The organism is Streptomyces antarcticus (genome assembly GCF_026627255.1).
GTDB lineage: Bacteria > Actinomycetota > Actinomycetes > Streptomycetales > Streptomycetaceae > Streptomyces > Streptomyces antarcticus.
The window spans coordinates 360,240-384,784 of record NZ_JAPNLM010000001.1 but is presented as its reverse complement, the minus strand read 5'-3'; the positions used below and the strand labels follow the sequence as shown (position 1 = coordinate 384,784).

The following is a 24,545-nucleotide window of genomic DNA, read 5'->3' as shown; positions in this document are numbered from 1 at the left end:
AACGGGCTCAGAACAGGCGGAGCTTGTCGTCCTCGATGCCGCGCATGGCGTTGTAGTCCAGTACCACGCAGTCCATCCCACGGTCCGTGGCCAGCACCTTGGCCTGCGGCTTGATCTCCTGCGCCGCGAAGACGCCCCGGACCGGGGCCAGGTGCGGGTCGCGGTTCAGCAGCTCCAGGTAGCGGGTCAGCTGCTCCACGCCGTCGATCTCGCCGCGCCGCTTGATCTCCACCGCCACCGTCGCCCCGGAGGAGTCACGGCACAGGATGTCCACGGGGCCGATGGCCGTCATGTACTCGCGGCGGATCAGGGTGTAGCCCTCGCCCAGGGTTTCGATGCGGTCGGCGAGGAGTTCCTGGAGGTGGGCCTCGACGCCGTCCTTGATGAGCCCGGGGTCGATGCCGAGCTCGTGGGAGGAGTCGTGGAGGACTTCTTCCATCGTGATGATGAGCTTCTCGCCCGCCTTGTTGACGACCGTCCACACGCCGGCTTCGTCCCCGGTCCCCTCTTTGAGGGTGCAGGGCGGCGACATCCAGTTGAGCGGTTTGTACGCCCGGTCGTCCGCGTGGATCGAGACACTGCCGTCGGCCTTCACGAGGATCAGACGGGGTGCCGAGGGCAGATGGGCGGTGAGCCGGCCCGCGTAGTCGACGGAGCAGCGGGCGATGACGAGACGCATGGTCGGCAACGCTACTCGACGGGGAGGCCTCCACGCGATTCGCCCCTGAAAGCCCCGTTCGCGGATGGCGCGTTGTATGCGCATTCTCCTGGTGCGGTACCCACGAGGCGCCTACCGTGGTGAGCGGGAGGTTGCGGAGCGTGCACGCTGCGTCGCGATCTCCTTCCCTGCCCGTAAGACTCCGGCAACCCAATCGGCCGGGGTCGCGAGAGGAGAACCCATGTCGCTCGACGTCTCACCGGCCCTACTCGAACAGGCCGAGCGAGGCGAGGTCGACGAAGCTGCCTTCGTCGACTGCGTCCGGACCTCCCTGCCCTACGCATGGGAGATGATCAGCTCGCTGGTGGCCCAGCTGAAGGTGGACGGCGGCCAGTTCGCCGACAACCAGACGCCGCCGCCCGACGAGCAGGCGCGCGGGCAGCTGCTGCGCGCCCTTGCGAGTGACGCGATACGCGGTGCCCTGCAGCGGCATTTCGGAGTGCGCCTGGCGTTCCAGAACTGTCACCGGGTAGCGGTCTTCCCGCTGGACTCCTCGGTGGACGACCGGCTGGCCAAGTTCACTTCGATCCGCGGCCAGCTGCTCAACCAGTCCCCGGAAATGCGGGACTGCTAGCAGCTGACGGCGGGGCACCTCCCGGTCGATCTCAGCCGAGGCGGGGCAGGACTTCGGCGCCCAGGCGCCGTACGTTCTCCTCCGTCGCGGCGAGATCGCCGGAGCCCTCCGTCAGGAGGGCGAAGCGGGTGATGCCGGTCCGTTCCGCGGTGGCCGCGAGCCGGTCCGCCGCGAGGGCCGGGGTGCCCACCGGGTGCAGGTCGCAGAGCAGTTCCGTGTAGGCGCGCGGGTCCCGCATCGTGCGCTTGCGGCCGTCCACCGTCACGTGCGCGTCCAAGCCCTGCCTGAACCAGCCGGGCATCGCCTTCAGCAGGGTCTCGCGGGCGTCCGCCGTACGGTCCGCCAGCTGGCACACCCCCGCGGAGACGTGCCCCGCCCGGGCCACGTCCTGCGGCGAGTGACCCGCGGCCCGCGCCGTACGCCGCCACAGCCCGACCATCGCCGCCTTGTCCTCGTCCCCGCAGTGCATGCCCAGCAGCATCGGCAGTCCCCGCTCCGCGGCCGACCGCACCGACGACGGCGACGTGCAGGCCACGATTACCTCCGGACCGGGCCCGTCCCCGTCCAGTGCCTCCGAGGGCCGCGGCACCACGGCCACCTCGCGGAAGCCGTACCGCTCGCCGGCGGCCCCCACCCGCGCCCGGGTCAGCCAGTTCCGCAGCAGGTCCAGGGCCTCCGGGAAGCCGTTCTCGTACGAGTCCAGGCCGCCCCCGAACACCTCCAGGTCCACCCACGGCCCGCCGCGCCCCACCCCGAGGGTGAACCGGCCGCCCGAGGTCAGGTGCAGCAGCGCCGTCTGCTCCCCGAGGGCCACCGGGTGCGTGCTCGGCAGCACGCTCACCGCCGTGCCCACGCGCAGCCGTCGGGTCCGGCCCAGCATCAGGGCCGCCAGGGTCACCGCCGAGGGGCAGACCCCGTACGGGACGAAGTGGTGCTCGGCGACCCAGACCGAGTCGAGCCCGGCCTCCTCGGCCACCTCTGCGGTCCGCACCGCCCGGTGCAGTGCCTCGCCCGCTCCCTGGCCCGGGAACTGGGCCGCCAGTACAAATGCTCCTACGCGCATCGCCTTTAGCCTCCTCGCGGCTGACGCGGCCTCCCCCAGGTGGACCGGTTCTTCCTATGGCAACAACGTCTGACACGTGCCAAAGGCACGGGCTGACAGGAAAGTTATTGGGATTGTCGGGCCAGTCGCCGGTGCGCGGTCCGCCCTCGGTAGACACCCTGGGGGTATCCGCGCCCACGGCGCGTAGTCTGGGAGAAAGTCACTGCCGTCCGCCCTTCCGTGAGGTATACGTGTCACCGCGCCACAACCGCCCCAGGGGCGGCGAGACTCCGGACGAACGACCCAGCACCGGCCTCGACCGGTACGGCCTGGAGCGGACGGAGGAGTACCAGGGCGAGGAGTGGAAGATCCGGCACGTCGCCGGCGCGAGCGCGGCGGGCAAGCGCTACCGCTGCCCCGGCTGCGACCAGGAGATCCCCTCCGGAACCCCGCACCTGGTGGCCTGGCCGGAGTACGGCGGGGTGGACGACCGGCGGCACTGGCACAAGGCCTGTTGGAACGCGAAGGACCGCCGCACCTCGAAGGTGCAGCGGTCCCGCAACGCTCCCAGGCACTAGGCCCGGGCCGCGGGCCGCGGAGGCCCGGCGCCCGGCGTCACACGTCCCGGCGGCCCACCGTCAGGTACGAGGCGATCACGGCGGCGCCGGTGACGACCAGGATGACCAGCATGTGGATGCCCGGGCCCGGCATGTCCAGGGAGACGTCGCTTTCCTGCATGCCGAACAGCGTCATCAGGGCCACCGGGGCGTTGTGTTCGAGGATCACCTGTCCGGTGGGCGCCGCCGCCTCCCAGATGTTGAGCATCGCGCCTATCACCGGCGGCAGCGTGACGAACCCGAGCATCACGGCGATCGCCCCGGCCGAGTGCCGGATCAGCGCGCCGACGGCGAGCGCGAGGATGCCGAGCAGGGTGACGTAGAGGCTGCCCAGCAGCGCGCCGGACCACTCGTTGGCGGGGTGGGCGCCGGCGGCGCTCCCGCCGTGCACGATCTGCCCGGCCAGCCCGACGACGAAGACGGCGGCGCTGACGACGGTGAAGGCCGTGGCGCTGAAGACGAGGTACTTCGCGGTGAGCACGCGGTGGCGCTCCGGGGCGGCGGTGAAGGTCGTGCGGACCAGACCGGTGGCGTGCTCGGAGGTGATCGTCAGGACGCCGAGCACCATGACCGCGATCTGCCCGACCAGCAGCCCGAAGAGCGCGGGCGTGGCGAAGGTGAGCCCGATGTAGTCCCGGTCGCTGCTCTGCGCCACGAAGAGCAGCCCGATGCCGACGACGACCACCACGAGGGAGCCCAGCGTCCACAGGGTGGAGCGGACGGAGACCAGCTTGGTCCACTCCGAGGCCAGGGCGTGCCCCAGGTGCGGCCGCGGGGTGGGCAGCGGGGAGCTGTAGCCCGCCGGCCGGACCGCGGTGCCCGTCGCGCCGCCGGGCGTGGTGGCGCCGGGAGTGGCGGCGGCGGGCACGGGGCCGCTGGGCGTGGGGCCGGTCATCGGGATTCCTCGGGGTGGTTCTTCGCCGCCGCGGCGAGCTCGCCGGGGCTGCCGGGCATCAGGAAGGGCTGGCCGCCCGCCGCGGGCGGCGGGGGAGCGTAGAAGGCGGCGGCGGGGGCCTGCGGGGCCTCCTCCTCGTCCTCCCACGCCGGGACGCTCGGAGGCTCGGGCTCCCACAGCTCGGCGCGCGGGTCCTCGGTGGAGGCGTACTCGACGGAGGACTGGGTCAGCCGCATGTACGCCTCCTCCAGCGAGGCCCGGTGCGGTGACAGCTCCCACAGCCGTACGCCCGCCCCGTGCGCGAGGTCGGCGATGTGCGGCAGCTCCAGTCCGGTCACGCGGAGTGCTCCGTCGGGCTCCTTGAGCACCCGGGCGCCCGCCCCGGTGAGGGCGGCGGCCATCGTGTCCCGGCCATCCGGGTGGGTGTCGGCCGCGCGCACCCGAGCGAATCCGGCCGAGTTGTGGGTGATGAACTCCTGGGTGCCCATCTCGGCCAGCAGCCGGCCCCGGCCGATCACGATCAGGTGGTCGGCGGTGAGGGCCATCTCGCTCATCAGGTGCGAGGAGACGAAGACGGTGCGGCCCTCGGCGGCGAGCTGCCGCATCAGGTTGCGGACCCAGAGGATGCCCTCGGGGTCGAGGCCGTTGACCGGCTCGTCGAAGAGCAGCACCTGCGGGTCGCCGAGCAGGGCGGTGGCGATGCCGAGCCGCTGGCCCATGCCGAGCGAGAAGCCCTTCGTACGCTGCCGGGCGGTGTCCTGGAGGCCGACCACGGCCAGTACCTCGTCCACCCGCTTCTCCGGGATGCCGGAGAGCTGGGCGACGGCGAGCAGGTGGGTGCGCGCCCGGCGGCCGCCGTGGACGGCCTTGGCGTCGAGCAGGGCTCCGACGTGCCGCTGGGCGTTCGGCAGGTCCCGGAAGGGGCGGCCGTTGATCGTGACGTGACCGGACGTGGGCCGGTCCAGGCCGACGATCATGCGCATGGTGGTGGACTTGCCCGAGCCGTTGGGCCCGAGGAATCCGGTGACGTGACCCGGCTTGACCTGGAACGACAACTGGTCGACGGCGGTCTTCGCGCCGAAGCGCTTGGTGAGTCCGACTGCCTCGATCATCTTGCTGCCCCTTACCAGGCCGGGACGACGTTCGCCCGCGTAAGGATTAAGAGGATAACGAGTCCCCGGTGGTTCCGTCCCGGGCATGATCCCTGAGCCGCCCCTGAGACCGGCCCGGGGATCACCCGTAGTACGTCAGGAGGACCCGGTGCTCAGGCGTCCCTCTTCTTGAGGACGAGGTAGCCCCCGAGTACGACGGCGGCGGTCCACAGGACCATGATCCCGAAGCCGCCCCAGGGGCCGTAGGTGGTCGTGCTGCCGTCCATGCCGCCCGGGACCACCTGCATGATCTTGGCGCCCGCCTGGTCCGGCAGGTACTGGGCCCACTTCCGGGTGGCGGGTACCCCTCCGAGGATGTTGGAGATCACGAGGAAGAACGGGATCAGCATGCAGATCGCCAGCACCGACCCGCGCAGGATGGCCGCCACACCCATGGAGAACAGCGCGATCATGGCCATGTAGAGGCCGCCGCCGATGACCGCGCGCAGCACGTTGTCCCCGCCGATCCCGACGGAGGCATCGCCCAGGATGACCTGTCCCAGGAAGAAGGACAGGAAGCTGGTCGCGAGACCCACGACCAGCGCCAGGGCGGTGGCGACGGTCAGCTTGCCGAAGAAGAAGCTCACGCGGCGCGGCACGGCGGCCAGCGAGGTGCGGATCATCCCCGAGCTGTACTCCGTGCCGACCACCAGCACGCCGAAGACGATCATCGCGAGCTGGCCGAAGGTCATGCCGACGAAGCTCGCCATGGTCGGGTCGAAGGTGAGCCGCTCCTGCGGGGTCATGTCGTCGAGGGTCGCGCTGACCACCGCGCACAGCGCGGCGCTGCTCCCGACGGTGACGACGAGGGCGGAGGCAAGGGTCCAGGTGGTCGAGGCGACCGTACGGATCTTGGTCCACTCGGAATTGAGGATGCCGGGGAAGGAGGACACGGTCACTCACCACCCTTGCGCTTCGCCTCGAAGCCGGCGCCCCAGGCGGGGACGTCGGCGGGCCGGGCCGGGTTGTCGGCGGAGCCGACCGCGCCAGGGGCGCCCGGGGCATGGGCGTGGTACTCGACGGAGTCCGCTGTCATGCGCATGAACGCTTCCTCCAGTGAAGCCCGCTGCGGGCTGAGTTCGTGCAGCACGATCTGGTGCTGGGCGGCCAGCTCGCCGAGCCGCTCCGACTCCACGCCGTCGATCTCCAGCGCGCCGGTCGCCGGGACGCTGACCGCGCTGATGCCGGCCTCGTGCAGGACGTCCTTGAGCCGTTCCTGCTGCGGCGAGCGCAGCCGGACGTAACTGCGGGAGTTCTGCTGGATGAAATCGGCCATCGACAGGTCCGCCAGCAGCCTGCCCTGTCCGATGACCACCAAATGCTGCGCGGTCAGCGCCATTTCGCTCATCAGGTGGGAGGAGACGAAGATCGTCCTCCCCTCCGAGGCCAGACCCTTCATCAGATTGCGGATCCAGAGAATTCCCTCGGGGTCCAGACCATTGACGGGTTCGTCGAACATCAGGATTTCCGGATCCCCGAGCAGCGCGGAGGCGATTCCCAGCCGCTGCCCCATCCCCAGCGAAAATCCTTTCGACTTCTTCTTGGCCACGGCCGTCAGCCCGACCAGGTCCAGGACCTCCGCGACCCGCCGCTCCGGGATCCGGTTCGACTGGGCCAGACACAGCAGGTTGTTGTACGCGGTGCGGCCGCCGTGCATGGACTTGGCGTCCAGCAGCGCCCCGATGTACTTCAGCGGTTCCGGCAGTTCCCGGTAGTGCTTCCCGTCGATCCGGACCGTTCCGCTGGTCGGGTTGTCGAGGTCGAGCATCATGCGCATGGTCGTGGACTTCCCCGCCCCGTTGGGGCCGAGGAAGCCGGTCACCACCCCCGGTCTGACCTGGAAGCTGAGGTGGTCCACGGCGGTTTTCGCGCCGAATCGTTTCGTAAGGCCCTCAAGCTCGATCATGCGGCCACGCTAGAACGCCGAAGGGCCGTACGTCACCTCGAACAGGGGACGTACGACCCTCAGACATCACAATGACGCATCGTGCGCGCCGTCCGCGCGTGGACAGCGGCGTACTAGCGGCTCTGCTGCGCCGGAACCCCGCGCGAGACCGGCTCGTCGTCGACGATCGGGGTGGCCGCCGCGACGGCCGCACCGGTCAGCGTCGCCAGCATCTCGCGGACGTTGGTCAGCTGCGCGTTGATCGAGTCGCGGCGGTTGGTGAGCGCCGCCAGCTCGCGCTCGGACTCGCTGCGGATGCGGTCGGCCTTGGCGTTGGCGTCGGCGACGATGTCCTCGGCCTGGCGCTGCGCGGTCTCCACGGTCTGGCGGGCGCGGCGCTCGGCGTCCGTACGGAGCTTCTCGGCCTCCAGGCGCAGCTGCTCCGCGCGGTGCTCGATCTCCGCGAGGCGCTTCTCCGCCTTGGCCTGACGGCCGGCCAGGTCGCGCTCCGACTGCTCGCGGCGCTTGGCCAGGTTGGTCTCGAAGTCCGCTGCGGCCTGAGCGGCCTTGGCGCGGGTCTCCTCGAAGAGCGCGTCGGCCTCCTCACGCTTGGAAGCCGCGTCCTTCTGGGCCTCGGTGCGCAGGGCGGAGGCGTCGCCCTTCGCCTTCTCGACGATCCGGACACCCTCGTCCTCGGCCGTCGACTTCCGGTCGACGGCGAACGACTCGGCGTCGTTGCGCACCTGCTGGGCGGCCGACTCGGCCAGCTCGCGGTGCTGCTCGGCCGCGCGACGGGCCTCCTCGCGAAGGTCCTTCGCCTCCTCCTCGGCCAGCCGCAGGATCTTCTCGACCCGGGCGCCGAGGCCGGCGTACGACGGCTCGGCGTCGTTCACCTGGGCCTGGGCGTTCTGCGTCTCGAGGTGTAGTTCCTCGATCCGCTTTTCCAGAGAGTTGATACGTCCAAGGGCGCTGTCGCGGTCGGAGACCAGCTTGGTAATGCGGTCGTCCACCTGACCGCGGTCGTAACCACGCCGCACGAGCTCGAAGCCGAAGGGGGAGGAAGTGTCGCTCATGGGGTTCCTGTCGAATGAGACCGATGAGGTGCTACGTGAGGTGTTAAGGGGAATCCTAGGCGCCCGGACGGCGTGTCATCGAGTCAATCCGCGTTTGATCCGGACAATGACACCCCTTTTGAGTGGCAAGGCGACAGAATGCTTGTCACTCGTTCGCCTGAACCTCCATCAGGAGCACACATCGCGGCGCCTTGGCTAGCCCTCTGACGTCTTGCCACCCGAACGAGTCGATCCGGCTGCCGCTCCGGCCTTCACGCCCCCCGCGCCCTGGCCGCCGATCGCGGGTTTCCCGCCGCCCGAAGGCGCCTCGAATGATTCCAACGCCTCAAGAACGTCCTGGACACGGGAGATCTCCGCCTGAATGTCCTCGCGCCTGCGCACCAGGACCTCCAGCTCGCGGCGGCCCTCGTCGACGAGCCGTTCGGCCTCCGCCTTCGCCTGCGTCAGCGTCTTGTCGGCCTCGCGGGACACCTCGGCCTTCTTCTGCTCGGCCTCCTTCAGGAGCGCCTCGGCCTTGCGCACCGCGGCGATGCGGACCTTGCTCGCCTCGCTGCTCGCGTCCGACACCAGCGCCTTGGCCTTCGCCTCGGCCTCGACGCTCTGCTCAGTCGCCGCCCGCACCAGCTTGTCCACGCGCTCGCCGGCCGACTTCATCTGCTCGGCCGACTCCCTGCGGGCCCGCTCGTGCAGCTCCTCGACCTCCGCCTCGACCCGGCCGCGCAGCTCCTCCGCCCGCTCCCTTATGGCCGACGCGTCCGTACGAGCCCCGACCAGCAGTTCGTCCGCGTCGGTACGGGCCTTCTCCACCAGGGAGTTGCCCTCGACGGTCGACTCCGAGGTGATGCGCGCCGCCTCCTTGCGGGCCGCGTCGACCATCGCGTCGGCCTGCTCCTCGGCCGCCGTGGTGGCGGCGAGGGCCTGCTTCCGGGCATCGACGGTAACCTTCTCGGCCTCCGCCAAGGCCTCGGTGACGAGCCGGTCGACCTGCTCCGCGGCCTCGCTGCGGCGCTTGTTGGCCTCCTCGCGGGCCTCGTCCAGCACGCGCTCGGACTCCGTACGGGCCTCCGAGCGGATGCGCTCGGCCTCGTTCGCCGCCTCCGCCTTGACCCGCTCGGCCTCCGACCGGGTACGCGTCGCGTGCTCCTGCGCCGAGGACAGCGCCTGCGCCGCCTCCGCGCGCAGCCGCTCGGCCTCGTTCGCGGCCTCGCCGACCGTGCGCTCGTTGTCCTTGCGGGTCCGCTCGGTGAGCTTCGAAGCCTCCGCCGTGGCCTCCGCGACGAGCCGGTCCGCCTGTTCCGCGGCCTCGCCGCGCAGCCGGTTCGCCTCGGCGCGCGCCTCGTCCCGGGTCTGCTCGGACTCCCGCTCCGCGCCCGCCAGGGTCTCGTGGGCCGCGGCCGTGACGCGGTCCGCCTCCGCGGTGGCCTCGCCGATGATCCGGCCGCCGTCCGCCCGTGCGTCGTCCAGGGTCCGGGCCGCGTCGGCCCGCAGCCGCTCGGCCTCGGCCGCGGCCTCGCCGACGGTGAGTTCGTTGGCCGCGCGGGTCTCCTCGACGAGCCGGTCGCCCTCGGTACGGGACTCCACCAGGATCCGCGTCGCGTCGCGCTCGGCGCCTGCCAGGGTCTCGGCGGCCTGCGCCGTGAGCTTCTCCGCCTCCGACGCCGCCTCGCCGATGAGCCGGTCCGCCTGCTCGGCGGCCTCGCCGCGCAGCCGGTTCGCCTCGGCGCGGGCCTCGTCCACTGTCGTGGCGGCCTCGGTGCGCAGCGCCTCCGCCGCGGCCTCGGCCTCGCCGACCGTGACGGCGTTCGCCGCGCGGGTCTCCTCGGTGACCAGCTCCGCCGCCGCCGTCGCCGCGGCGGCGATCAACGCGCCCTCGGCGCGGGACGCCTCCAGGGCCTCCGCCGCCTCGCCGCGGATCCGGTTGGCGTCGTCGCGGGCGTCCGCCCGGGTCCGGGCCGCGTCCCGCTCGGAGGCCGCCAGGGCGTCCGTGGCCTCCGTACGCACCCGCTGCGCGTACTCGGCGGTGTCGGTGCGCAGCTGCTCGGCCTCGGCGATCGCGTCGCCGACCGTGCGCTCCGCCAGGGCCTTCGCCGCGTCCGTCTCGGCCCGCGCCTCGGTGCGGATGCGCAGGGCGTCCGCGGTGGCCCGCTCGCGCTCCTCGTGGGCGTCGGCGCGGACGCGCGACGCCTCCTCCTCGGCCTCGGTCCTCGTCCGCTGCGCCGCGTGCTCGGCGGCGCTGCGCAGTCCGGCGACCTCTTCCTCGGCCTGCTCGTGCAGCCCGGCCACGGAGTCCCGTACCTGCTGGGCGGTGGCCTCCGCCGCCGCCACGACCTCCGACGCGCGCCGCTCCGCCTCCTCGGTCAGCCAGACCGCCTCGGCCTGCGCCTCCTCGGAACGCTTGCGGGCCTGCGCCAGCAGCTCTTCGCTCTCCTCGCGGGCCTGGGCCCGCTCGCTCTCCGCGTCGGTCCGCGCCGAGGCCAGGGTCTCCTCGGACTCCCGGCGGCGCCGGGCCGCCTCCTCCTGCGCGGCGGCCAGCGCCTCGGCGGCCTCCGCGGCGACCCGCTCGGCCGCGGCCTTCGCCTCCGCGCGCAGCCGGTCCGCGGTCTCCCGCGCCTCGGAGCGCACGCGCTCCGCCTCGGTCTCGGCCTCGGCGCGCAGCCGCACGGCGATCTGCTCGGCCTCCGCGCGCACCCGCCCGGCGTCGTCCGCCGCGTCGCCGCGCAGCTGGTCGGCCTCGGCCTCGGCCTGCGTCTGGAGCGTGCGGATGCGCTCCGCCGACTCGGCGCGCAGCCGGTCGGCCTCCTCGGTGGTCTCGCGGCGGATGCCCTCCGCCGCCGTGCGGGCGTCACGGAGCGTCTGCTCGGCCGTGGTCAGCCGGCCCTCGGCGTCCGTGTGCAGCCGTACGAGCTCCTCGTCGGCCTCCGCCCGCTTCGCGGCGAGCGCCTGCTCGGTCTCCTCGCGCCGCGCACGGGCCGCGGCGTCCGCCTCGGCGCGGACGGCCTCCGCCTGCTCCTCGGCCTCCGCGCGCAGCCGGTCGGCCTCGGCGCGGGTCCGGTCCAGGGTCTCCTCGGCCTGCTTGCGCAGGGTGGTGGCCCGCTCCACGGCCTCGCCGCGGACCCGCTCGCTCTCGGCGGTGGCGCTGCCGCGCACCTCGTCCGCGTCGGCCCGGGACTTGCCGAGCAGTTCCTCGGCGGTCCGGGCCGCCTCCTCGATCTGCTGCACGGCCTCGCGGCGGGCCTCGCCGCGGATCCGCTCGCCCTCGGCGACGGCCTCGGCGCGCAGCTGCTCCGCCTCGCCGCGCAGCCGCCGGGCCTCCTCCTGGAGCTCGACGGTGCGGGCCCGGTACTCCTCGGTGTCGTCCTTCGCGGCGCCCTTGAGCTCGTCCGCCGTGGTCGCCGCCTGGAGGCGCAGCCGGTCGGCCTCCGACTCGGCCTCGCGGCGGATCCGCTCGGCCTCCTCGGACGCGGCCCGGGTGGTGGCGCGGGCGTCCTCCGAGGCCTTGTTCAGTACGTCCTCGGCGGTCCGCGCGGCCTTCGCCAGCTGCGCCGCCGTGTCCTCGGCCGCGGCCGTACGGGCCTGCTCGCCGGCCTCGGAGCGCAGCCGCTCGGCCTCGCGGCGGGCGTCGGCGAGCGCCTGCTCGGCCTCCGCCTTGAGGATCTCGGACTCCTTGGTGGCCTCGCCGACGAGACGGGCGACCTGCTCCTTGGCGGTGCGCGTGCGCTGCTCGTTGACGGACTCCGCCGACGCGAGCTGGCGGGCCGCGCTCTCCTTGGCCTCGGCGAGTACCTTCTCCGCGGCGGCGCGGGCCTCGCGCAGCGCGCTGTCGGCCTCCTGCACGCGGACCTCGGCCACCCGGCCGAGGTCCATGGTCTGCTGCCGGGTCTGCTCGGCCTCGGCGGACGTGGAGGAGCGCAGCCGCTCCGCGTGCTCGGTGGCCTCCTGGGCCTGCGCGGACGCGGCGCCGAGCAGCCGCTCGGCCTCCTTGCGGGCGCGCAGCAGCGTGGCCTCGGCTTCGGCGCGGCCGGCCTCGGAGGCCTCCGCGAGCCGCCGGCGGGTCTCCTCGGCGACGCGCGCGGCCTCGGCGCGGGCCGCGTTCAGCGACTGCTCGGCCTCGGCGCGGGACTCCTCCATGAGCCGGCGGGCCTGGGACTCCGTACGGGCGCGCAGCTGCTCGGCCCAGGCCACGTTCTCGTTGACGTGGGCCTCGACGGTCTGGCGGCGCTCGCCCAGCTCCTGGTCCAGGCGCTGGCGGCGGTTGACGGCCTCGGCGTGCAGTTCGGCCTGGAGGCGCGCCTGGTGCTCGGCGTGCTCCTGGAGGATGCGCTGGGTCTGGGCCCGGGCGTCACGCAGCTCGCGCTCGGCGTCGGAGCGCATCTGGTCGGCCTGGATCTGGGCATTGCGGAGCAGCTGCTCCGCCTGGTAGCCCATGTCCGCGCCGTCGTAGGCGGGGCGGGACGCCAGAGACCGGCGTACCTCGTGGAGCTTGGCGCGCAGCACCTCGACCTGGTATCCCAGGTCCTCGGCGTGCTGGACGGCCTTCCCGCGTTCCTTCTTCAGCCGCTCCATCTCGGCTTCGAAGAGCGAGAGATGGTCGGCCTCCGCCTGATGGCTCTCCTGGCTTTCGTAGCCCCGCACAGCGCGGTCCCATCCGTCCCCTGGTCGCAAGCTCACTCCCAAATGAGCATCGTCCGCCCGCTGAACGACGCCCCCGGGGAATGGTGTCAGATACCGGGGCAGGGGTCACAGGCCCCGACCCCGTCTCCGCACCGAAACCCCGGCCGAGCCATGGCCACTGTACCGGCCGGGGAATCGGGACATCAGTGCTCAGGGTGGGAGGTGACGAGTTCGGTGAGTACGCCGCCGCAGTCCTTGGGGTGGAGGAAGGTGATCTGGGAGCCCATCGAGCCCGTCCGGGGCTGGTCGTAGAGCACGCGGACGCCCTTGCCGCGGATGGCCTCCGAGTCGCCGAGGACGTCCTCGGTGCCGAAGGCGATGTGGTGGACCCCCTCGCCGTTCTTGGCCAGCCACTTGGCGACCGTGGAGTCCTCGCGGGTGGGCTCCAGGAGCTGGAGGTACGAGGCGCCGCCGTCGGACGTCCCGTTGATCTTGAGCATGGCCTCGCGCACGCCCTGTTCTTCGTTGATCTCGGTGTGGAACACCTCGAATCCGTACGTGGCACGGTAGAACTCGACGGTCTTGTCGAGGTCGAAGCAGGCGATCCCGATGTGGTCGATCCTTGTCAGCATGGGACCAGTGCACCGCCCCGGGGGGTGGTCACGCAACGTGCCAGCGATCACACCGACAGCCCGGTGACGCCGCCGGTACCGCTCAGTACATTCAGGTAAACCCTCGTTCACTCCTCATCCTCAAGGGGCTGTGCCTCATGTCCGGATCGAACAACACCACCTCAGTGATCGTCGCCGGGGCCCGCACGCCCATGGGCCGGCTGCTCGGATCGCTGAAGTCCTTCTCGGGCGCCGACCTCGGCGGCTTCGCCATCAAGTCCGCGCTGGAACGGGCCGGGATCTCCGGCGACCAGGTGCAGTACGTGATCATGGGCCAGGTGCTCCAGGCCGGCGCGGGCCAGATCCCCGCCCGCCAGGCCGCCGTCAAGGCCGGCATCCCCATGAACGTGCCCGCGCTCACCATCAACAAGGTGTGCCTCTCGGGCCTGGACGCCATCGCGCTGGCGGACCAGCTCATCCGCGCCGGGGAGTTCGACATCGTGGTCGCGGGCGGCCAGGAGTCCATGACCAACGCCCCGCACCTGCTGCCCAAGTCGCGCGAGGGCTACAAGTACGGCGCCATCGAGATGCTCGACGCGATGGCCTACGACGGCCTCACCGACGCCTTCGAGAACATCGCGATGGGCGAGTCCACGGAGAAGCACAACACCCGCCTCGGCATCGAGCGGGCCCCGCAGGACGCGTTCGCGGCCACCTCCCACCAGCGGGCCGCCGCGGCGCAGAAGAACGGCGTCTTCGAGGCCGAGATCGCCCCGGTGGAGATCCCGCAGCGCAAGGGTGACCCGGTGGTCTTCTCGCAGGACGAGGGCATCCGCCCGGAGACCACGGCGGAGTCCCTCGGGAAGCTGCGCCCGGCCTTCGCGAAGGACGGCACCATCACCGCCGGTACGTCCTCGCAGATCAGCGACGGCGCGGCCGCCGTGGTCGTGATGAGCAAGGCCAAGGCCGAGGAGCTGGGCCTGGAGTGGCTCGCCGAGATCGGCGCCCACGGCAACGTGGCCGGTCCCGACAACTCCCTGCAGTCGCAGCCGTCCAACGCGATCCGGCACGCGCTGGGCAAGGAGGGCCTGGAAGTCTCCGACCTGGACCTCATCGAGATCAACGAGGCCTTCGCCGCGGTCGCCGTGCAGTCAATGAAGGACCTCGGCGTGACCCCGGAAAAGGTGAACGTGAACGGCGGCGCCATCGCGCTCGGCCACCCGATCGGCATGTCCGGTGCCCGCGTGGTGCTGCACCTGGCGCTGGAGCTGAAGCGCCGCGGCGGCGGGGTCGGCGCGGCCGCGCTGTGCGGCGGCGGCGGGCAGGGCGACGCGCTGATCGTGCGCGTCCCCCGGTAGGAACGGTACGGACGCGGGGCCCGGATCCCCGGCCCGCGTCCCCGCCGTACGGGTTCGTACCCGAACCCGTAACCCCGTACCCGTACCCGTAGCGAGAACCGAGGAGTGCAGCACGTATGACGGCGGTGGACGTCCCCCAGCTGGTGGCCCAGGCGCGTGAGGGCATGCCGAGAGCGGTGGCCCGGCTGATCTCGCTGGTCGAGGGGGCGTCCCCGCAGCTGCGCGAGGTGATGGCGGCGCTGGCGCCGCTGACGGGCGGGGCGTACGTGGTGGGGCTGACGGGCTCGCCCGGCGTCGGCAAGTCCACCTCGACCTCGGCGCTCGTCTCCGCCTACCGCAAGGCGGGCAAGCGGGTCGGCGTCCTCGCCGTGGACCCGTCCTCGCCCTTCTCGGGCGGCGCGCTGCTCGGCGACCGGGTGCGGATGTCGGACCACGCGGGGGACCCCGGCGTGTACATCAGGTCCATGGCCACCCGGGGGCACCTGGGCGGTCTGGCGTGGGCGGCGCCGCAGGCGATCCGGGTGCTGGACGCGGCCGGCTGCGAGGTGATCCTGGTCGAGACGGTCGGGGTCGGGCAGTCGGAGGTGGAGATCGCCTCGCAGGCGGACACCTCGGTGGTGCTGCTGGCCCCGGGCATGGGCGACGGCATCCAGGCCGCCAAGGCGGGGATCCTGGAGATCGGCGACGTGTACGTGGTCAACAAGGCCGACCGGGACGGCGCCGACGCGACCGCCCGGGAGCTGAACCACATGCTCGGCCTGGGCGAGGCCCGTGGCCGGGACGACTGGCGGCCGCCGATCGTCAAGACGGTCGCGGCCCGCGGCCAGGGCATCGACGAGCTGGTCGAGGCGCTGGAGAAGCACCGGGCGTGGATGGACGGGCGGGGCGTACTGGCGGAGCGGCGCGCGGCGCGGGCCGCGCGCGAGGTGGAGACCATCGCGATCACGGCCCTGCGGGCCAGGCTCGCGGACCTGCACGGGGACGCGCGGCTGGACGCGCTGGCCGTACGGGTCGCCGCCGGCGAGCTGGACCCGTACGCGGCGGCGGACGCGCTGCTGGACAGCCTGACGGAGGGCTGAGCCCCCGCCTGAGACCCGGCTGCGGGGACGGAGAGCTGCTCCGGAGCCTCTCAGGAGCCGTCCGGGCGGGGCCGCCACGGGTGTGCGCGGCCCCCCGGACCCGCCTCGGACGGGTGTCCGGGGCGGGGTGTGTCGGCGGTTGCCGCTGCCGCGGTCGCCACCGGGCCTCCGAACATCAGGACCACGGATGCGGCCGTCGCGAGGTACGCGGTGCGCTTCATGGGCTGGACCTCCTCAGGCCGGCCGGCGCGCGCTTACGGCTGCTCGGCGCGCACCCCGCCGGCGGCGGGCGTACCGACCATGGTCCGGTCCGTCGCCCGGCCCGGCGATCGGAGCCCCGACTTGCGCGGGGCCCCGTATCAGGCCTTCCCGCGGTTCTCCCGCAGGTGCTCGGCGACCGGGCGCAGGGAGGCGCGCAGCGCCGCGAGGGCCTCCGGCGGCAGCAGGTCGATGAAGTGCCGGCGGACGGACGCCACGTGGTGCGGGGCGACCTTGCGCATCGTCTCCATGCCCTCGTCGGTGAGCACCGCGAACAGGCCGCGGCGGTCGGACTCGCAGTTCACCCGGCGGACCAGGCCGGCCGCCTCCATGCGCGTGATCTGGTGCGAGAGGCGGCTCTTGGACTGCAGGGTCGCGGTCGCGAGGTCGCTCATCCGCATCCGGTTCTCGTCCGACTCCGAGAGGTTCACGAGGATCTCGTAGTCGTTGTTCGTGAGGCCGAAGGGCTGGAGGTCCTTCTCCAGCTGGTGCATCAGCAGCCGGCTGACGTCCAGGTGGGTGCGCCAGGCGCACTGCTCGGCGTCGGTCAGCCAGGGGGTCTCCTCGGACGGGGTCCGAGGGGTCGGGGCCGTCTGGGTCTCCATGGTCTCCATGAATGAACTCTACCTAAGAAGTTGAATTGCGTACAAAGATGGGGTCCGGGACGGGCCCGGGGCGAGGCCGGGGCGGTTCCCGGCCGGGTTGGGGAGCCGCGGTCCCGGGCGGGGACCTACAGTCCGAAGCGGCGCTGGAGATCACCCAGCTGCCCCGGCATCCGCGGCACGCCCACCTGCCCCAGCGGACCCTGCCCGGCTCCGGGGACCCCCTGGGCGTTGCCCGTGGCCGCGCCGGCGCCGACCGTGCCGACCGCCTTCTCCGCCATCAGCATCTCGGACGACTGCAGCAGCACCGTTCCGGCCCCGACGAACTCGAACTGGTGCTCCTCGCCCGAGGTGCCCCCGACGCCCGTCAGCGAGCGCAGCCCGCCCATCACACCGGACATGTAGGCGTGGTCGTAGTGGTGGCACGGCGAGGGGCAGTCCGCCCAGCCGACCAGCGCCTGCGGGTCCACGCGCAGCGGCGGCTCCATGAACACCACCGGCCCGTTGGACGCCGCCACGAACTTGCCCGTCCCGATCAGCGTCAGGAATCCCGGGACGATCGACTGCTTCAGCGCCAGGGTGGGCTGGTAGGCGAGCAGGTTGCCCGAGCGGATCGTCAGGTTCCCGTTGTCCAGGTCGAACGAGTTCACGTCGAAGGCCCGGTCGGCCAGCAGCATCTTGCCCTGGCCCTCGGCCACCACCCAGTCGGCGGCGTGCAGCGGCGAATGGAAGCTGGTGCGCAGCAGCCGGTCGAAGCGGCCGTTGCCGATGCCGTTGAACTCGATGCTCCCGTAGTACGAGATCATCTTGCCCTTCTGCAGGAACCACTGGCTCCCCTTGAGCTCCACGCAGAAGGTGTACGGGTTCACGTTGTCGTCGGAGGGGAGGGTGTACGGGTCGAAGACCGTCGGCCCGCCGGGTCCGCCCGTCACGGGGCCAAAGTTCACAGCTTCTCCTCCGAGGCCTGTACGTACACCGCGCCCTGGCCGGACAGCTCCAGCTGGAACGCCTCGCCCGAGCCGCGCCCCACCATGTCGCGCCAGCCGAGCGCGGTGGAGAGCTTGTTGCGCACCTCGCCGTGGTGGGCGACGTACGCCTGCGGGTCCACGTGGATCGGGCGCTGGGGGGTGATGGGCAGCTCGATGACCCCGCCGTGGGCCATCACGGCGACCGAGCCGTGCCCCTTGAGGGTCGTGGTGAACAGGCCCTGGCCCGACACCTGGCCGCGCACCATGCCCATGACCCCGCCCTGGGAGCCCATGAACATCGTGCCCTGCTGCAGGGTGCCGTCGAAGGCGAGCAGCCGGTCGGCCTCCACGTACAGGGTCTCGCCCGTCAGGTTGATCACCTGGATGTGGTGGCCGCCGTGGCCGAACATCACGGTGCCGCTGCCGTCGACCGACATCAGCGGGGTCTGCTCGTTCGCCACCCGGCGCCCGATCATGCCCATGACCCCGCCCTGGCCGCCGGTCAGGCTCGGGGTGAAGGAGACGTCGCCGCGGTACGCGAGCATCGCGCCGCGCTGGCTGTACATCTTCTGCCCGGGGAGGACCTGGGCCTCCACCATCTTCGAGTTGATCTCGCGGAACGGCATCAGACGTCGCCCCCGACGGTGTTGCGCTCGCTGGGCTGCACGTAGACCAGGCCCTCGCCCTCGAAGCGGATCTGGAACGCCTCCCCGGAGCCCTCGCCGATCAGCGTGCGGAAGTTCACACCCGACTGGAAGGACTGCTGGAGGTTCCCGGTGTGCGCGACGTACGCCCCCGGGTCGACGGACAGCGGGTACTGGGCGCTGACGCGCAGCACCACGGCCGGGCCGTCGGACGTGATCGCCGCCTGGCCCGAGCCCTCGACGGTCGTCGTGAACAGGCCGTTGCCCGACGTGGCGCCGCGCAGACCGGTGAAGGTCGTGCCCGTGCGCAGGCCCGCGTCGGTGCACAGCAGGTTGCTGGACTCGACGTAGAGCTTCTCGCCGCTCAGGTTGACCAGATTGATCTCGCTCGCGCGGTCGGCGAAGAAACAGGTGCCGTGCCCCTGCACTTCCATCACGGTCATCTGCTCGCCGGTCAGCCGCCGGGTCACCATTCCGCGGAGGCCTTCGCCGCCGCCTGTCATCTTCTTGAAGGCCACTTGGCCGTCGTACGCGACCATGGAGCCGTTCTTCGCTTTGACGGCGTCCCCGGTCAGGTCGACGGCGAGCACCTTGCTGCCTTGGAGTCGGAACTGAGCCACGGGATGACGTTATCCGCAGCGACCGTGCCCGAGAAGGGCCTGGTGGCCGATATACGCCACACTGCGGCGTTGGTGACGTCCCGGAAGCGTCCCGGAGACGTCCCGGAGACGGGTACCCGGGTCAAGATCCCGCAAAGCGGCTGAGACACTGGGACGGACCCTGGCCTCCACCCCGAAGGTTCCACGTGGACATCAAGACCGCCTCCGCCCTGCACCGGCTGCGCCTCATCTCCGTACCGGAGGCGCTGTCGTTCCCGGCCCTGCTGATCTTCGGTTCGCTCCTGAAGAGGACGACGGACATCGACTACCTGATGCCGCCGCTCGGCGCGCTCCACGGGATCCTGTTCGTCATCTACGTCATCTTCCTGCTGGACGTGTGGCACAAGGCGAAGTGGCCGCTGAAGAAGGTCGCGCTGTTCTTCGTGCTCTCGCTGATCCCGTTCGGCGGGCTCTACGGTGACAAGCTGCTCAAGCGGGACGAGGCGGACAGCGTGCTGGCGGCCCGTGCGCGCGAGGCGGCCAAGGCATGATCGTCGCGTTCTCGGTGACCCCGCTGGGCGTCGGCGAAGAGGTCGGCGCGTACGTGGCGGACGCGGTCCGCGTGGTGCGCGAGTCGGGCCTGCCCAACCGCACCGACGCCATGTTCACCACGGTGGAAGGTGAATGGGACGAGGTGATGGACGTGGTCAAGCGCGCGGTGGCCGCCGTGGAGGCACGGGCGCCCCGGGTCTCGTTCATCCTCAAGGCCGACATCCGGCCCGGTGTCAGCGACGGCATGACCTCGAAGGTCGAGACGGTGGAACGCCACCTCGCCGAGGGCTGAGGCGGCGCATCGCGGGCCGGCGCATCGCGAGCCCGGTCCTTCGTGAGCCCGGTCCTTCGTGAGCCCGGCCCGTTCAGCGGGCGCCAGGCTCGCCCGCGGTGAGGGCGATGGCCAGCGGGGTGCGCTCGTACAGGACCTGGCGGCCGTGCCGGGCGGAGACCAGCAGGCCCGCCGCGTGCAGCACTCCAAGGTGCGCCGAGACCGTGGACGGGGCCAGGCCCAGCCGGTGGGCCAGCGCCGTGGTGGAGGCCGGCTCGTCCAGCGCGCACAGCACGTCGGCCCTGACCGCGCCCAGCAGCCGGGCCAGCGCCCGCGGGGCGGGACCCGCCGGGGCGGTCCACAGCCCGCCGACGCCCCGTGCCGGGTACACGAGCGTCGGCTGCCAGGGCGGGTCGTAGCCGCCGACCACCTGCGGCCAGACGAACGCGCTCGGCATCAGCAGCAGCCCCTGCCCGTCCAGGGCCCGGTGGTGGTGAGCGGGCCGTTCGATGGTCAGGGTGTCGCTCTCCCCGTACCAGCGCAGGTCCGGGTGGAGCCCGTCGAACAGCGCCTCCAGCCCGCCCGCCGCCAGCCGCCGGGAGTGGAACAGGATGTCGGCCTCCAGCAGGGCGCGCAGCCGCGGCCAGTGCGGTTCGACCAGCGCCTGCCAGGCCCGCTCGGTGAGGTCCGCCAACTCCCTTACGGCGCGCGCCGGATCGGCCATCATCCGCTGCCCGGCGTCGCTCTCCAGGGCGCCCGGGGTGCAGACCAGGGAGAGCCGCAGGTCCTCACGGGCCGCCTCGGGGTCGGCGGCCCGCACCCGCGCCATCTCCTCCTCGAAGGTGACGGAGGGCCCGAGGGGCGGCGGACTGAGGAAGTCCGGATGGTGCCCGGCGCGGGGCATCAGCAGCCACAGCGGACGCAGGTCCAGCTTCTCGGCGGCATCCCGCGCCTGCCGGAGCCACGGGAGGTGGTACGCCTGCCGGTGCGGGGACAGCAGGACCCGTACCGCTTCCTGGGTCTCCCAGCGGGGGGAGAGGGAGAACCGGCACCGCAGCAGGTCACCCGGCCCGAACCGGAAGTGAAACCCCACGCCGCCGACTCCTCCCGTACCGGGACCTGTGCCTGTGCCTGTGCCTGTTCCCGTGCCCGTGCCTGTTCCCGTGCCTGTTCCCGTGCCTGTTCCCGTGCCCGGGCTGTGCCCGTTCCCGGGCCCGTTCCCGTGTCCCGTTCCCGGGCCCGGGCCTGTGCCCGCGCCCGTTCCGTACGCGCACCGCTCGTCGGGTGCGACCTGGTCTGCGCCGCCTGCGCCGCCGCCATGGCCCTGCCCGGCACCCCCGTCGCCCTGCTCCTCGTGCTCCGCTGCGCCATGGCCTTCGTCGCGCCGCTGTTCCAGGGCACGCGCAGCGCCTCCCTCGCCGACATCCTCGGCTCCGGCGACCCCTTCGTCCTCGGCCGCTCGCTCCTGCGCATGGTGGCCCAGAGCGCCCAGCTCATCGGCTTCGGCCTCGGCGGCCTGCTCCTCACCGTGCTGGCCCCGCGCGGCGCCATCGCCCTCACGGCCGCCGGGTTCCTCGGCTCCGCGCTCCTGCTGGGGCTCGGCACCCGCGCCCGCCCCGCCCGCGCCCCCGCCGACCGCACCTCGCCGCTCGCCGGTCTGCGTGCCGTCCTCGGGAACCGCCGGCTGCGCGCGCTCACCCTGCTGTTCTGGCTGCCGCCCGCCTTCGTCGTGGTCCCCGAGGCGCTCCTCGCCCCGTACGCCCACGGCATCGGCGCCGGCACCGTCGCGCTCGGGCTGCTGATGTGCGCGCTGCCCGTCGGCACCATCGCCGGGGAGCTCTGGGCCGGGGCCGCGCTCACCGCGCGAACGCGTTCGCGGATCGTGGCCCCGCTTGCCGCCGTCGCGCCGCTGCCGCTCCTCGTGTACGCCGTCCGCCCTGGCCCGTACGCCGTGTTCGCTGCTCTGCTGCTCGCCGGGCTGGCCCAGGCCCACACCCTCGGCCTCGACCAGTGGTACGTGGACGCCGTCCCCGACGAGCTGCGCGGCCGCGCGATGACCCTGCTCGGCGCCGGCCTGATGACGGTCCAGGGCGTCGGCATGGCGCTCGCCGGTCTCGCCGCCGAGTTCCTCCCGGTGCACGCCGTCGTCGCCGGCTCCGGGATCCTCGGTGCGGCCGTCGTCCTGCTCCTGCTCGCCGAACTCCGGTCGGCGGCCCCGGGGGAGGGGGAGGAGGGGCCGAAGTATGAGACGGAGCCCGTCGTCAAACGACCGCCCGGTAGGGTCTGACGCGTGCCCAAGCCGCTCAGCCTTCCCTTCGACCCCATCGCCCGCGCCGACGAGCTCTGGCAGCAGCGCTGGGGTCCGGTGCCCTCGATGGCCGCCATCACCTCGATCATGCGGGCGCACCAGATCCTGCTCGGCGAGGTGGACGCGGTGGTCAAGCCGTACGGGCTGACCTTCGCGCGGTACGAGGCGCTGGTGCTGCTCACCTTCTCCAAGGCCGGCGAGCTGCCGATGTCGAAGATCGGCGAGCGCCTGATGGTCCACCCGACGTCGGTGACGAACACCGTCGACCGGCTGGTCAGGTCCGGGCTCGTCGACAAGCGGCCCAACCCGAACGACGGCCGCGGCACCCTCGCCGCCATCACGGACAAGGGCCGCGAGGTCGTCGAGGCCGCGACCAGGGACCTGATGGAGGTCGACTTCGGCCTCGGCGCGTACGACGCCGAGGAGTGCGGGGAGATCTTCGCCCTGCTCCGCCCGCTGCGGGTCGCGGCCGCGGACTTCGACGAGCGCTAGCCCGTACGGGGCCGGGCCCCCGGTCCGGGCCCCGGTCAAGATCGCGCAAAGCGGACGGTTAGGCTCGACGGCATGAAACGCAGTGTGCTGACCCGCTACCGGGTGATGGCTTTCGCGACCGCCGTGATGCTGCTGGTGCTCTGCACCTGCATGGTCTTCAAGTACGGCTTCGACATGGGCGCCGACCTGACCTTCGTGGTGTCCCAGGCCCACGGCGTGCTCTTCATGATCTACCTGGCCTTCGCCTTCGACCTGAGCTCCAAGGCCAAGTGGTCCTTCGGCAAGATGCTCTGGATCATGATCAGCGGCACCATCCCGCTGGCCGCGTTCTTCGTGGAGCGCACGGTCCGCGCCGAGGTCGAGCCGCTGATCGCCGACCGGATGGCCCCCGCCGAGGCGTAGCCGGCCCGGCACCACCGCCGCCCCCGAGGCGCAACCGCAACCACCCCCGGGCGACTCCCCGGGGGTTTGCCATCGACATTTACTAGGACGTCCTAGTAAATTGGAGTCATGGACGCTGACGCCATCGAGGAGGGCCGCCGCCGCTGGCAGGCCCGTTATGACAAGGCCCGCAAGCGCGACGCCGATTTCACCACGCTCTCCGGCGATGAGGTCGATCCGGTCTACGGGCCGCGGCCCGGCGACGCGTACGAGGGCTTCGAGCGCATCGGGTGGCCGGGTGAGTACCCGTACACCCGCGGCCTGCACGCCACCGGCTACCGGGGGCGGACCTGGACCATCCGGCAGTTCGCCGGGTTCGGGAACGCCGAGCAGACCAACGAGCGCTACAAGATGATCCTGGCCGCGGGCGGCGGCGGACTCTCCGTCGCCTTCGACATGCCCACCCTCATGGGGCGGGACTCCGACGACCCCCGCGCCCTCGGCGAGGTCGGGCACTGCGGGGTCGCCATCGACTCCGCCGCCGACATGGAGGTCCTGTTCAAGGACATCCCGCTCGGCGACGTCACGACCTCCATGACGATCTCCGGCCCCGCGGTCCCCGCCTTCTGCATGTACCTGGTCGCCGCCGAGCGGCAGGGCGTCGACCCCGCCCTCCTCAACGGCACGCTCCAGACCGACATCTTCAAGGAGTACATCGCCCAGAAGGAGTGGCTCTTCGAACCCGAGCCGCACCTGCGCCTCATCGGCGACCTGATGGAGTACTGCACGAAGGGCATCCCCGCCTACAAGCCGCTCTCCGTCTCCGGCTACCACATCCGCGAGGCCGGGGCCACGGCCGCGCAGGAGCTGGCGTACACCCTCGCCGACGGCTTCGGGTACGTGGAGCTGGGCCTCTCCCGCGGCATGGACGTGGACCACTTCGCGCCCGGGCTGTCCTTCTTCTTCGACGCGCACCTCGACTTCTTCGAGGAGATCGCCAAGTTCCGCGCCGCCCGCCGCATCTGGGCCCGCTGGATGAAGGAGGTCTACGGCGCCAAGAGCGACAAGTCCATGTGGCTGCGCTTCCACACCCAGACCGCCGGCGTCTCGCTCACCGCGCAGCAGCCCTACAACAACGTCGTGCGCACCGCCGTGGAGGCCCTCTCGGCCATCCTCGGCGGCACCAACTCCCTGCACACCAACGCCCTCGACGAGACCCTCGCGCTGCCGAGCGAGCAGGCCGCCGAGATCGCCCTGCGCACCCAGCAGGTGCTGATGGAGGAGACCGGCGTCGCCAACGTGGCGGACCCGCTGGGCGGTTCCTGGTACGTCGAGCAGCTCACCGACCGCATCGAGGCCGACGCCGAGAAGATCTTCGACCAGATCAAGGAGCGCGGGCTGCGCTCCCACCCGGACGGGCAGCACCCGATCGGGCCGATCACCTCGGGCATCCTGCGCGGCATCGAGGACGGCTGGTTCACCGGCGAGATCGCCGAATCCGCCTTCCAGTTCCAGCGGTCCCTGGAGAAGGGCGACAAGCGGGTCGTCGGCGTCAACGTCCACCACGGCTCGGTCACCGGCGACCTGGAGATCCTCCGGGTCAGCCACGAGGTGGAGACCGTCCAGGTACGCGAACTCGCCGCGCGCAAGGGCCGGCGCGACGACGCGAAGGTGACGTCGGCGCTGGACGCCATGCTGGCCGCCGCCCGGGACGGGTCGAACATGATTCCGGCCATGCTGGACGCCGTACGGGCCGAGGCCACCCTCGGCGAGATCTGCAACGTGCTGCGCGAGGAGTGGGGCACCTACACCGAGCCCCCCGGCTTCTGACCCCCCGGCCTCCGACCCCGCGCCGG

24 protein-coding genes and 1 pseudogene are annotated in these 24,545 nt (G+C 72.1%); 10 read left to right on the top strand and 15 right to left on the bottom strand.

Annotated features, from left to right (window positions below; all coding sequences use genetic code 11):
* Positions 1–7: 7 nt before the first annotated feature.
* Complete coding sequence (nucS, locus tag OTB16_RS01720; protein WP_031150502.1) at positions 8–679, bottom strand: endonuclease NucS; 672 nt, start codon at positions 677–679, stop codon at positions 8–10.
* A gap of 220 nt (positions 680–899) precedes the next feature.
* Between nucS and OTB16_RS01715 the strand changes: the two genes are divergently transcribed.
* Positions 900–1,292: an SCO5389 family protein gene (locus OTB16_RS01715; protein WP_243336246.1), complete on the top strand. Its 393-nt coding sequence runs from the start codon at positions 900–902 to the stop codon at positions 1,290–1,292.
* Between the two features lie 31 nt (positions 1,293–1,323).
* Here OTB16_RS01715 and OTB16_RS01710 read toward each other — a convergent pair whose 3' ends face one another.
* Positions 1,324–2,355: an LLM class flavin-dependent oxidoreductase gene (locus OTB16_RS01710; RefSeq protein WP_267717806.1), complete on the bottom strand. Its 1,032-nt coding sequence runs from the start codon at positions 2,353–2,355 to the stop codon at positions 1,324–1,326.
* Between the two features lie 230 nt (positions 2,356–2,585).
* Here OTB16_RS01710 and OTB16_RS01705 point away from each other — a divergent pair, with 230 nt between their 5' ends.
* On the top strand, positions 2,586–2,912 hold the full coding sequence (locus tag OTB16_RS01705) for an ATP/GTP-binding protein (protein WP_267717805.1): 327 nt from the start codon (positions 2,586–2,588) through the stop codon (positions 2,910–2,912).
* Positions 2,913–2,949: 37 nt separating this feature from the next.
* On the opposite strand, the gene OTB16_RS01700 is transcribed toward OTB16_RS01705, so the two are convergent.
* The 7 genes from OTB16_RS01700 to mce all read right to left on the bottom strand — a co-directional run bounded on the left by OTB16_RS01700 (position 2,950) and on the right by mce (position 13,198).
* Complete coding sequence (locus tag OTB16_RS01700) at positions 2,950–3,846, bottom strand: ABC transporter permease (RefSeq protein WP_267717804.1); 897 nt, start codon at positions 3,844–3,846, stop codon at positions 2,950–2,952.
* Complete coding sequence (locus OTB16_RS01695) at positions 3,843–4,958, bottom strand: ABC transporter ATP-binding protein (protein ID WP_267717803.1); 1,116 nt, start codon at positions 4,956–4,958, stop codon at positions 3,843–3,845. The genes OTB16_RS01700 and OTB16_RS01695 overlap by 4 nt, the downstream gene beginning before the upstream one ends.
* Positions 4,959–5,110: 152 nt before the next feature.
* Positions 5,111–5,890: an ABC transporter permease gene (locus OTB16_RS01690; RefSeq protein WP_267718370.1), complete on the bottom strand. Its 780-nt coding sequence runs from the start codon at positions 5,888–5,890 to the stop codon at positions 5,111–5,113.
* A gap of 2 nt (positions 5,891–5,892) precedes the next feature.
* Positions 5,893–6,903, bottom strand: coding sequence for an ABC transporter ATP-binding protein (locus OTB16_RS01685; protein WP_267717801.1), 1,011 nt, complete (start codon positions 6,901–6,903; stop codon positions 5,893–5,895).
* A 113-nt stretch (positions 6,904–7,016) separates the two neighbouring features.
* Positions 7,017–7,955, bottom strand: coding sequence for a coiled-coil domain-containing protein (locus tag OTB16_RS01680; protein ID WP_267717799.1), 939 nt, complete (start codon positions 7,953–7,955; stop codon positions 7,017–7,019).
* A gap of 195 nt (positions 7,956–8,150) precedes the next feature.
* The gene (scy, locus tag OTB16_RS01675) at positions 8,151–12,587 is read right to left on the bottom strand and encodes a polarized growth protein Scy (protein ID WP_267717797.1); all 4,437 of its coding nucleotides are present in this window, start codon (positions 12,585–12,587) and stop codon (positions 8,151–8,153) included.
* 182 nt (positions 12,588–12,769) lie between these two features.
* The gene (mce, locus tag OTB16_RS01670; RefSeq protein ID WP_267717796.1) at positions 12,770–13,198 is read right to left on the bottom strand and encodes a methylmalonyl-CoA epimerase; all 429 of its coding nucleotides are present in this window, start codon (positions 13,196–13,198) and stop codon (positions 12,770–12,772) included.
* A 137-nt stretch (positions 13,199–13,335) separates the two neighbouring features.
* On the opposite strand from mce, the gene OTB16_RS01665 reads away from it, so the two are divergent.
* Together OTB16_RS01665 and meaB are read left to right on the top strand one after the other, a co-directional pair.
* Positions 13,336–14,535: an acetyl-CoA C-acetyltransferase gene (locus tag OTB16_RS01665; RefSeq protein ID WP_267717795.1), complete on the top strand. Its 1,200-nt coding sequence runs from the start codon at positions 13,336–13,338 to the stop codon at positions 14,533–14,535.
* 116 nt (positions 14,536–14,651) lie between these two features.
* Complete coding sequence (gene meaB, locus OTB16_RS01660) at positions 14,652–15,614, top strand: methylmalonyl Co-A mutase-associated GTPase MeaB (protein ID WP_267717794.1); 963 nt, start codon at positions 14,652–14,654, stop codon at positions 15,612–15,614.
* Between the two features lie 50 nt (positions 15,615–15,664).
* Here the strand turns inward: meaB and OTB16_RS01655 are convergent, their stop codons facing one another.
* The 5 genes from OTB16_RS01655 to OTB16_RS01635 all read right to left on the bottom strand — a co-directional run bounded on the left by OTB16_RS01655 (position 15,665) and on the right by OTB16_RS01635 (position 18,706).
* The gene (locus OTB16_RS01655) at positions 15,665–15,835 is read right to left on the bottom strand and encodes a hypothetical protein (protein ID WP_267717793.1); all 171 of its coding nucleotides are present in this window, start codon (positions 15,833–15,835) and stop codon (positions 15,665–15,667) included.
* 138 nt (positions 15,836–15,973) lie between these two features.
* On the bottom strand, positions 15,974–16,477 hold the full coding sequence (locus OTB16_RS01650; protein ID WP_267718369.1) for a MarR family winged helix-turn-helix transcriptional regulator: 504 nt from the start codon (positions 16,475–16,477) through the stop codon (positions 15,974–15,976).
* Positions 16,478–16,602: 125 nt separating this feature from the next.
* The gene (locus OTB16_RS01645) at positions 16,603–17,406 is read right to left on the bottom strand and encodes an AIM24 family protein (protein WP_267718368.1); all 804 of its coding nucleotides are present in this window, start codon (positions 17,404–17,406) and stop codon (positions 16,603–16,605) included.
* Between the two features lie 11 nt (positions 17,407–17,417).
* A complete protein-coding gene (locus OTB16_RS01640; RefSeq protein ID WP_267717792.1) occupies positions 17,418–18,068 on the bottom strand; it encodes an AIM24 family protein in 651 nt (216 codons plus the stop codon).
* Positions 18,068–18,706, bottom strand: coding sequence for an AIM24 family protein (locus tag OTB16_RS01635; protein WP_267717791.1), 639 nt, complete (start codon positions 18,704–18,706; stop codon positions 18,068–18,070). Before OTB16_RS01635 ends, OTB16_RS01640 begins: the two co-directional genes overlap by 1 nt.
* A gap of 185 nt (positions 18,707–18,891) precedes the next feature.
* On the opposite strand from OTB16_RS01635, the gene OTB16_RS01630 reads away from it, so the two are divergent.
* Together OTB16_RS01630 and OTB16_RS01625 are read left to right on the top strand one after the other, a co-directional pair.
* Positions 18,892–19,236 (top strand): DUF3817 domain-containing protein, encoded by a 345-nt coding sequence (locus tag OTB16_RS01630; protein ID WP_267717789.1) that lies wholly within the window; start codon positions 18,892–18,894, stop codon positions 19,234–19,236.
* Positions 19,233–19,529: an MTH1187 family thiamine-binding protein gene (locus OTB16_RS01625; protein ID WP_267717788.1), complete on the top strand. Its 297-nt coding sequence runs from the start codon at positions 19,233–19,235 to the stop codon at positions 19,527–19,529. The genes OTB16_RS01630 and OTB16_RS01625 overlap by 4 nt, the downstream gene beginning before the upstream one ends.
* 73 nt (positions 19,530–19,602) lie before the next feature.
* On the opposite strand, the gene OTB16_RS01620 is transcribed toward OTB16_RS01625, so the two are convergent.
* Positions 19,603–20,601, bottom strand: a complete 999-nt coding sequence (locus OTB16_RS01620) for an ArsR/SmtB family transcription factor (RefSeq protein ID WP_267717787.1) — start codon at positions 20,599–20,601, stop codon at positions 19,603–19,605.
* A 174-nt stretch (positions 20,602–20,775) separates the two neighbouring features.
* On the opposite strand from OTB16_RS01620, the pseudogene OTB16_RS01615 reads away from it, so the two are divergent.
* The 4 genes and pseudogenes from OTB16_RS01615 to OTB16_RS01600 all read left to right on the top strand — a co-directional run.
* Positions 20,776–21,788 (top strand): annotated as a pseudogene (locus OTB16_RS01615) (MFS transporter); the annotation flags it as partial.
* A 10-nt stretch (positions 21,789–21,798) separates the two neighbouring features.
* A complete protein-coding gene (locus OTB16_RS01610; protein WP_267717785.1) occupies positions 21,799–22,308 on the top strand; it encodes a MarR family winged helix-turn-helix transcriptional regulator in 510 nt (169 codons plus the stop codon).
* 72 nt (positions 22,309–22,380) lie between these two features.
* Positions 22,381–22,710 carry a DUF3817 domain-containing protein gene (locus tag OTB16_RS01605; protein WP_267717783.1) on the top strand — a complete coding sequence of 110 codons (330 nt, stop codon included), beginning with the start codon at positions 22,381–22,383 and terminating at the stop codon, positions 22,708–22,710.
* Positions 22,711–22,818: 108 nt separating this feature from the next.
* A complete protein-coding gene (locus OTB16_RS01600) occupies positions 22,819–24,519 on the top strand; it encodes a coenzyme B12-dependent isobutyryl-CoA mutase large subunit (protein ID WP_267717782.1) in 1,701 nt (566 codons plus the stop codon).
* Positions 24,520–24,545 lie beyond the last annotated feature (26 nt).

Excerpts from the sequence above, each read along its gene's own strand:
- nucS (WP_031150502.1), bottom strand. The coding sequence starts at position 679 with ATGCGTCTCGTCATCGCCCGCTGCTCCGTCGACTACGCGGGCCGGCTC.
- OTB16_RS01715 (WP_243336246.1), top strand. The coding sequence starts at position 900 with ATGTCGCTCGACGTCTCACCGGCCCTACTCGAACAGGCCGAGCGAGGC.
- OTB16_RS01710 (WP_267717806.1), bottom strand. The coding sequence starts at position 2,355 with ATGCGCGTAGGAGCATTTGTACTGGCGGCCCAGTTCCCGGGCCAGGGA.
- OTB16_RS01700 (WP_267717804.1), bottom strand. The coding sequence starts at position 3,846 with ATGACCGGCCCCACGCCCAGCGGCCCCGTGCCCGCCGCCGCCACTCCC.
- OTB16_RS01695 (WP_267717803.1), bottom strand. The coding sequence starts at position 4,958 with ATGATCGAGGCAGTCGGACTCACCAAGCGCTTCGGCGCGAAGACCGCC.
- OTB16_RS01685 (WP_267717801.1), bottom strand. The coding sequence starts at position 6,903 with ATGATCGAGCTTGAGGGCCTTACGAAACGATTCGGCGCGAAAACCGCC.
- OTB16_RS01680 (WP_267717799.1), bottom strand. The coding sequence starts at position 7,955 with ATGAGCGACACTTCCTCCCCCTTCGGCTTCGAGCTCGTGCGGCGTGGT.
- mce (WP_267717796.1), bottom strand. The coding sequence starts at position 13,198 with ATGCTGACAAGGATCGACCACATCGGGATCGCCTGCTTCGACCTCGAC.
- OTB16_RS01665 (WP_267717795.1), top strand. The coding sequence starts at position 13,336 with ATGTCCGGATCGAACAACACCACCTCAGTGATCGTCGCCGGGGCCCGC.
- meaB (WP_267717794.1), top strand. The coding sequence starts at position 14,652 with ATGACGGCGGTGGACGTCCCCCAGCTGGTGGCCCAGGCGCGTGAGGGC.
- OTB16_RS01655 (WP_267717793.1), bottom strand. The coding sequence starts at position 15,835 with ATGAAGCGCACCGCGTACCTCGCGACGGCCGCATCCGTGGTCCTGATG.
- OTB16_RS01650 (WP_267718369.1), bottom strand. The coding sequence starts at position 16,477 with ATGGAGACCCAGACGGCCCCGACCCCTCGGACCCCGTCCGAGGAGACC.
- OTB16_RS01640 (WP_267717792.1), bottom strand. The coding sequence starts at position 18,068 with ATGCCGTTCCGCGAGATCAACTCGAAGATGGTGGAGGCCCAGGTCCTC.
- OTB16_RS01625 (WP_267717788.1), top strand. The coding sequence starts at position 19,233 with ATGATCGTCGCGTTCTCGGTGACCCCGCTGGGCGTCGGCGAAGAGGTC.
- OTB16_RS01605 (WP_267717783.1), top strand. The coding sequence starts at position 22,381 with ATGAAACGCAGTGTGCTGACCCGCTACCGGGTGATGGCTTTCGCGACC.
- OTB16_RS01600 (WP_267717782.1), top strand. The coding sequence starts at position 22,819 with ATGGACGCTGACGCCATCGAGGAGGGCCGCCGCCGCTGGCAGGCCCGT.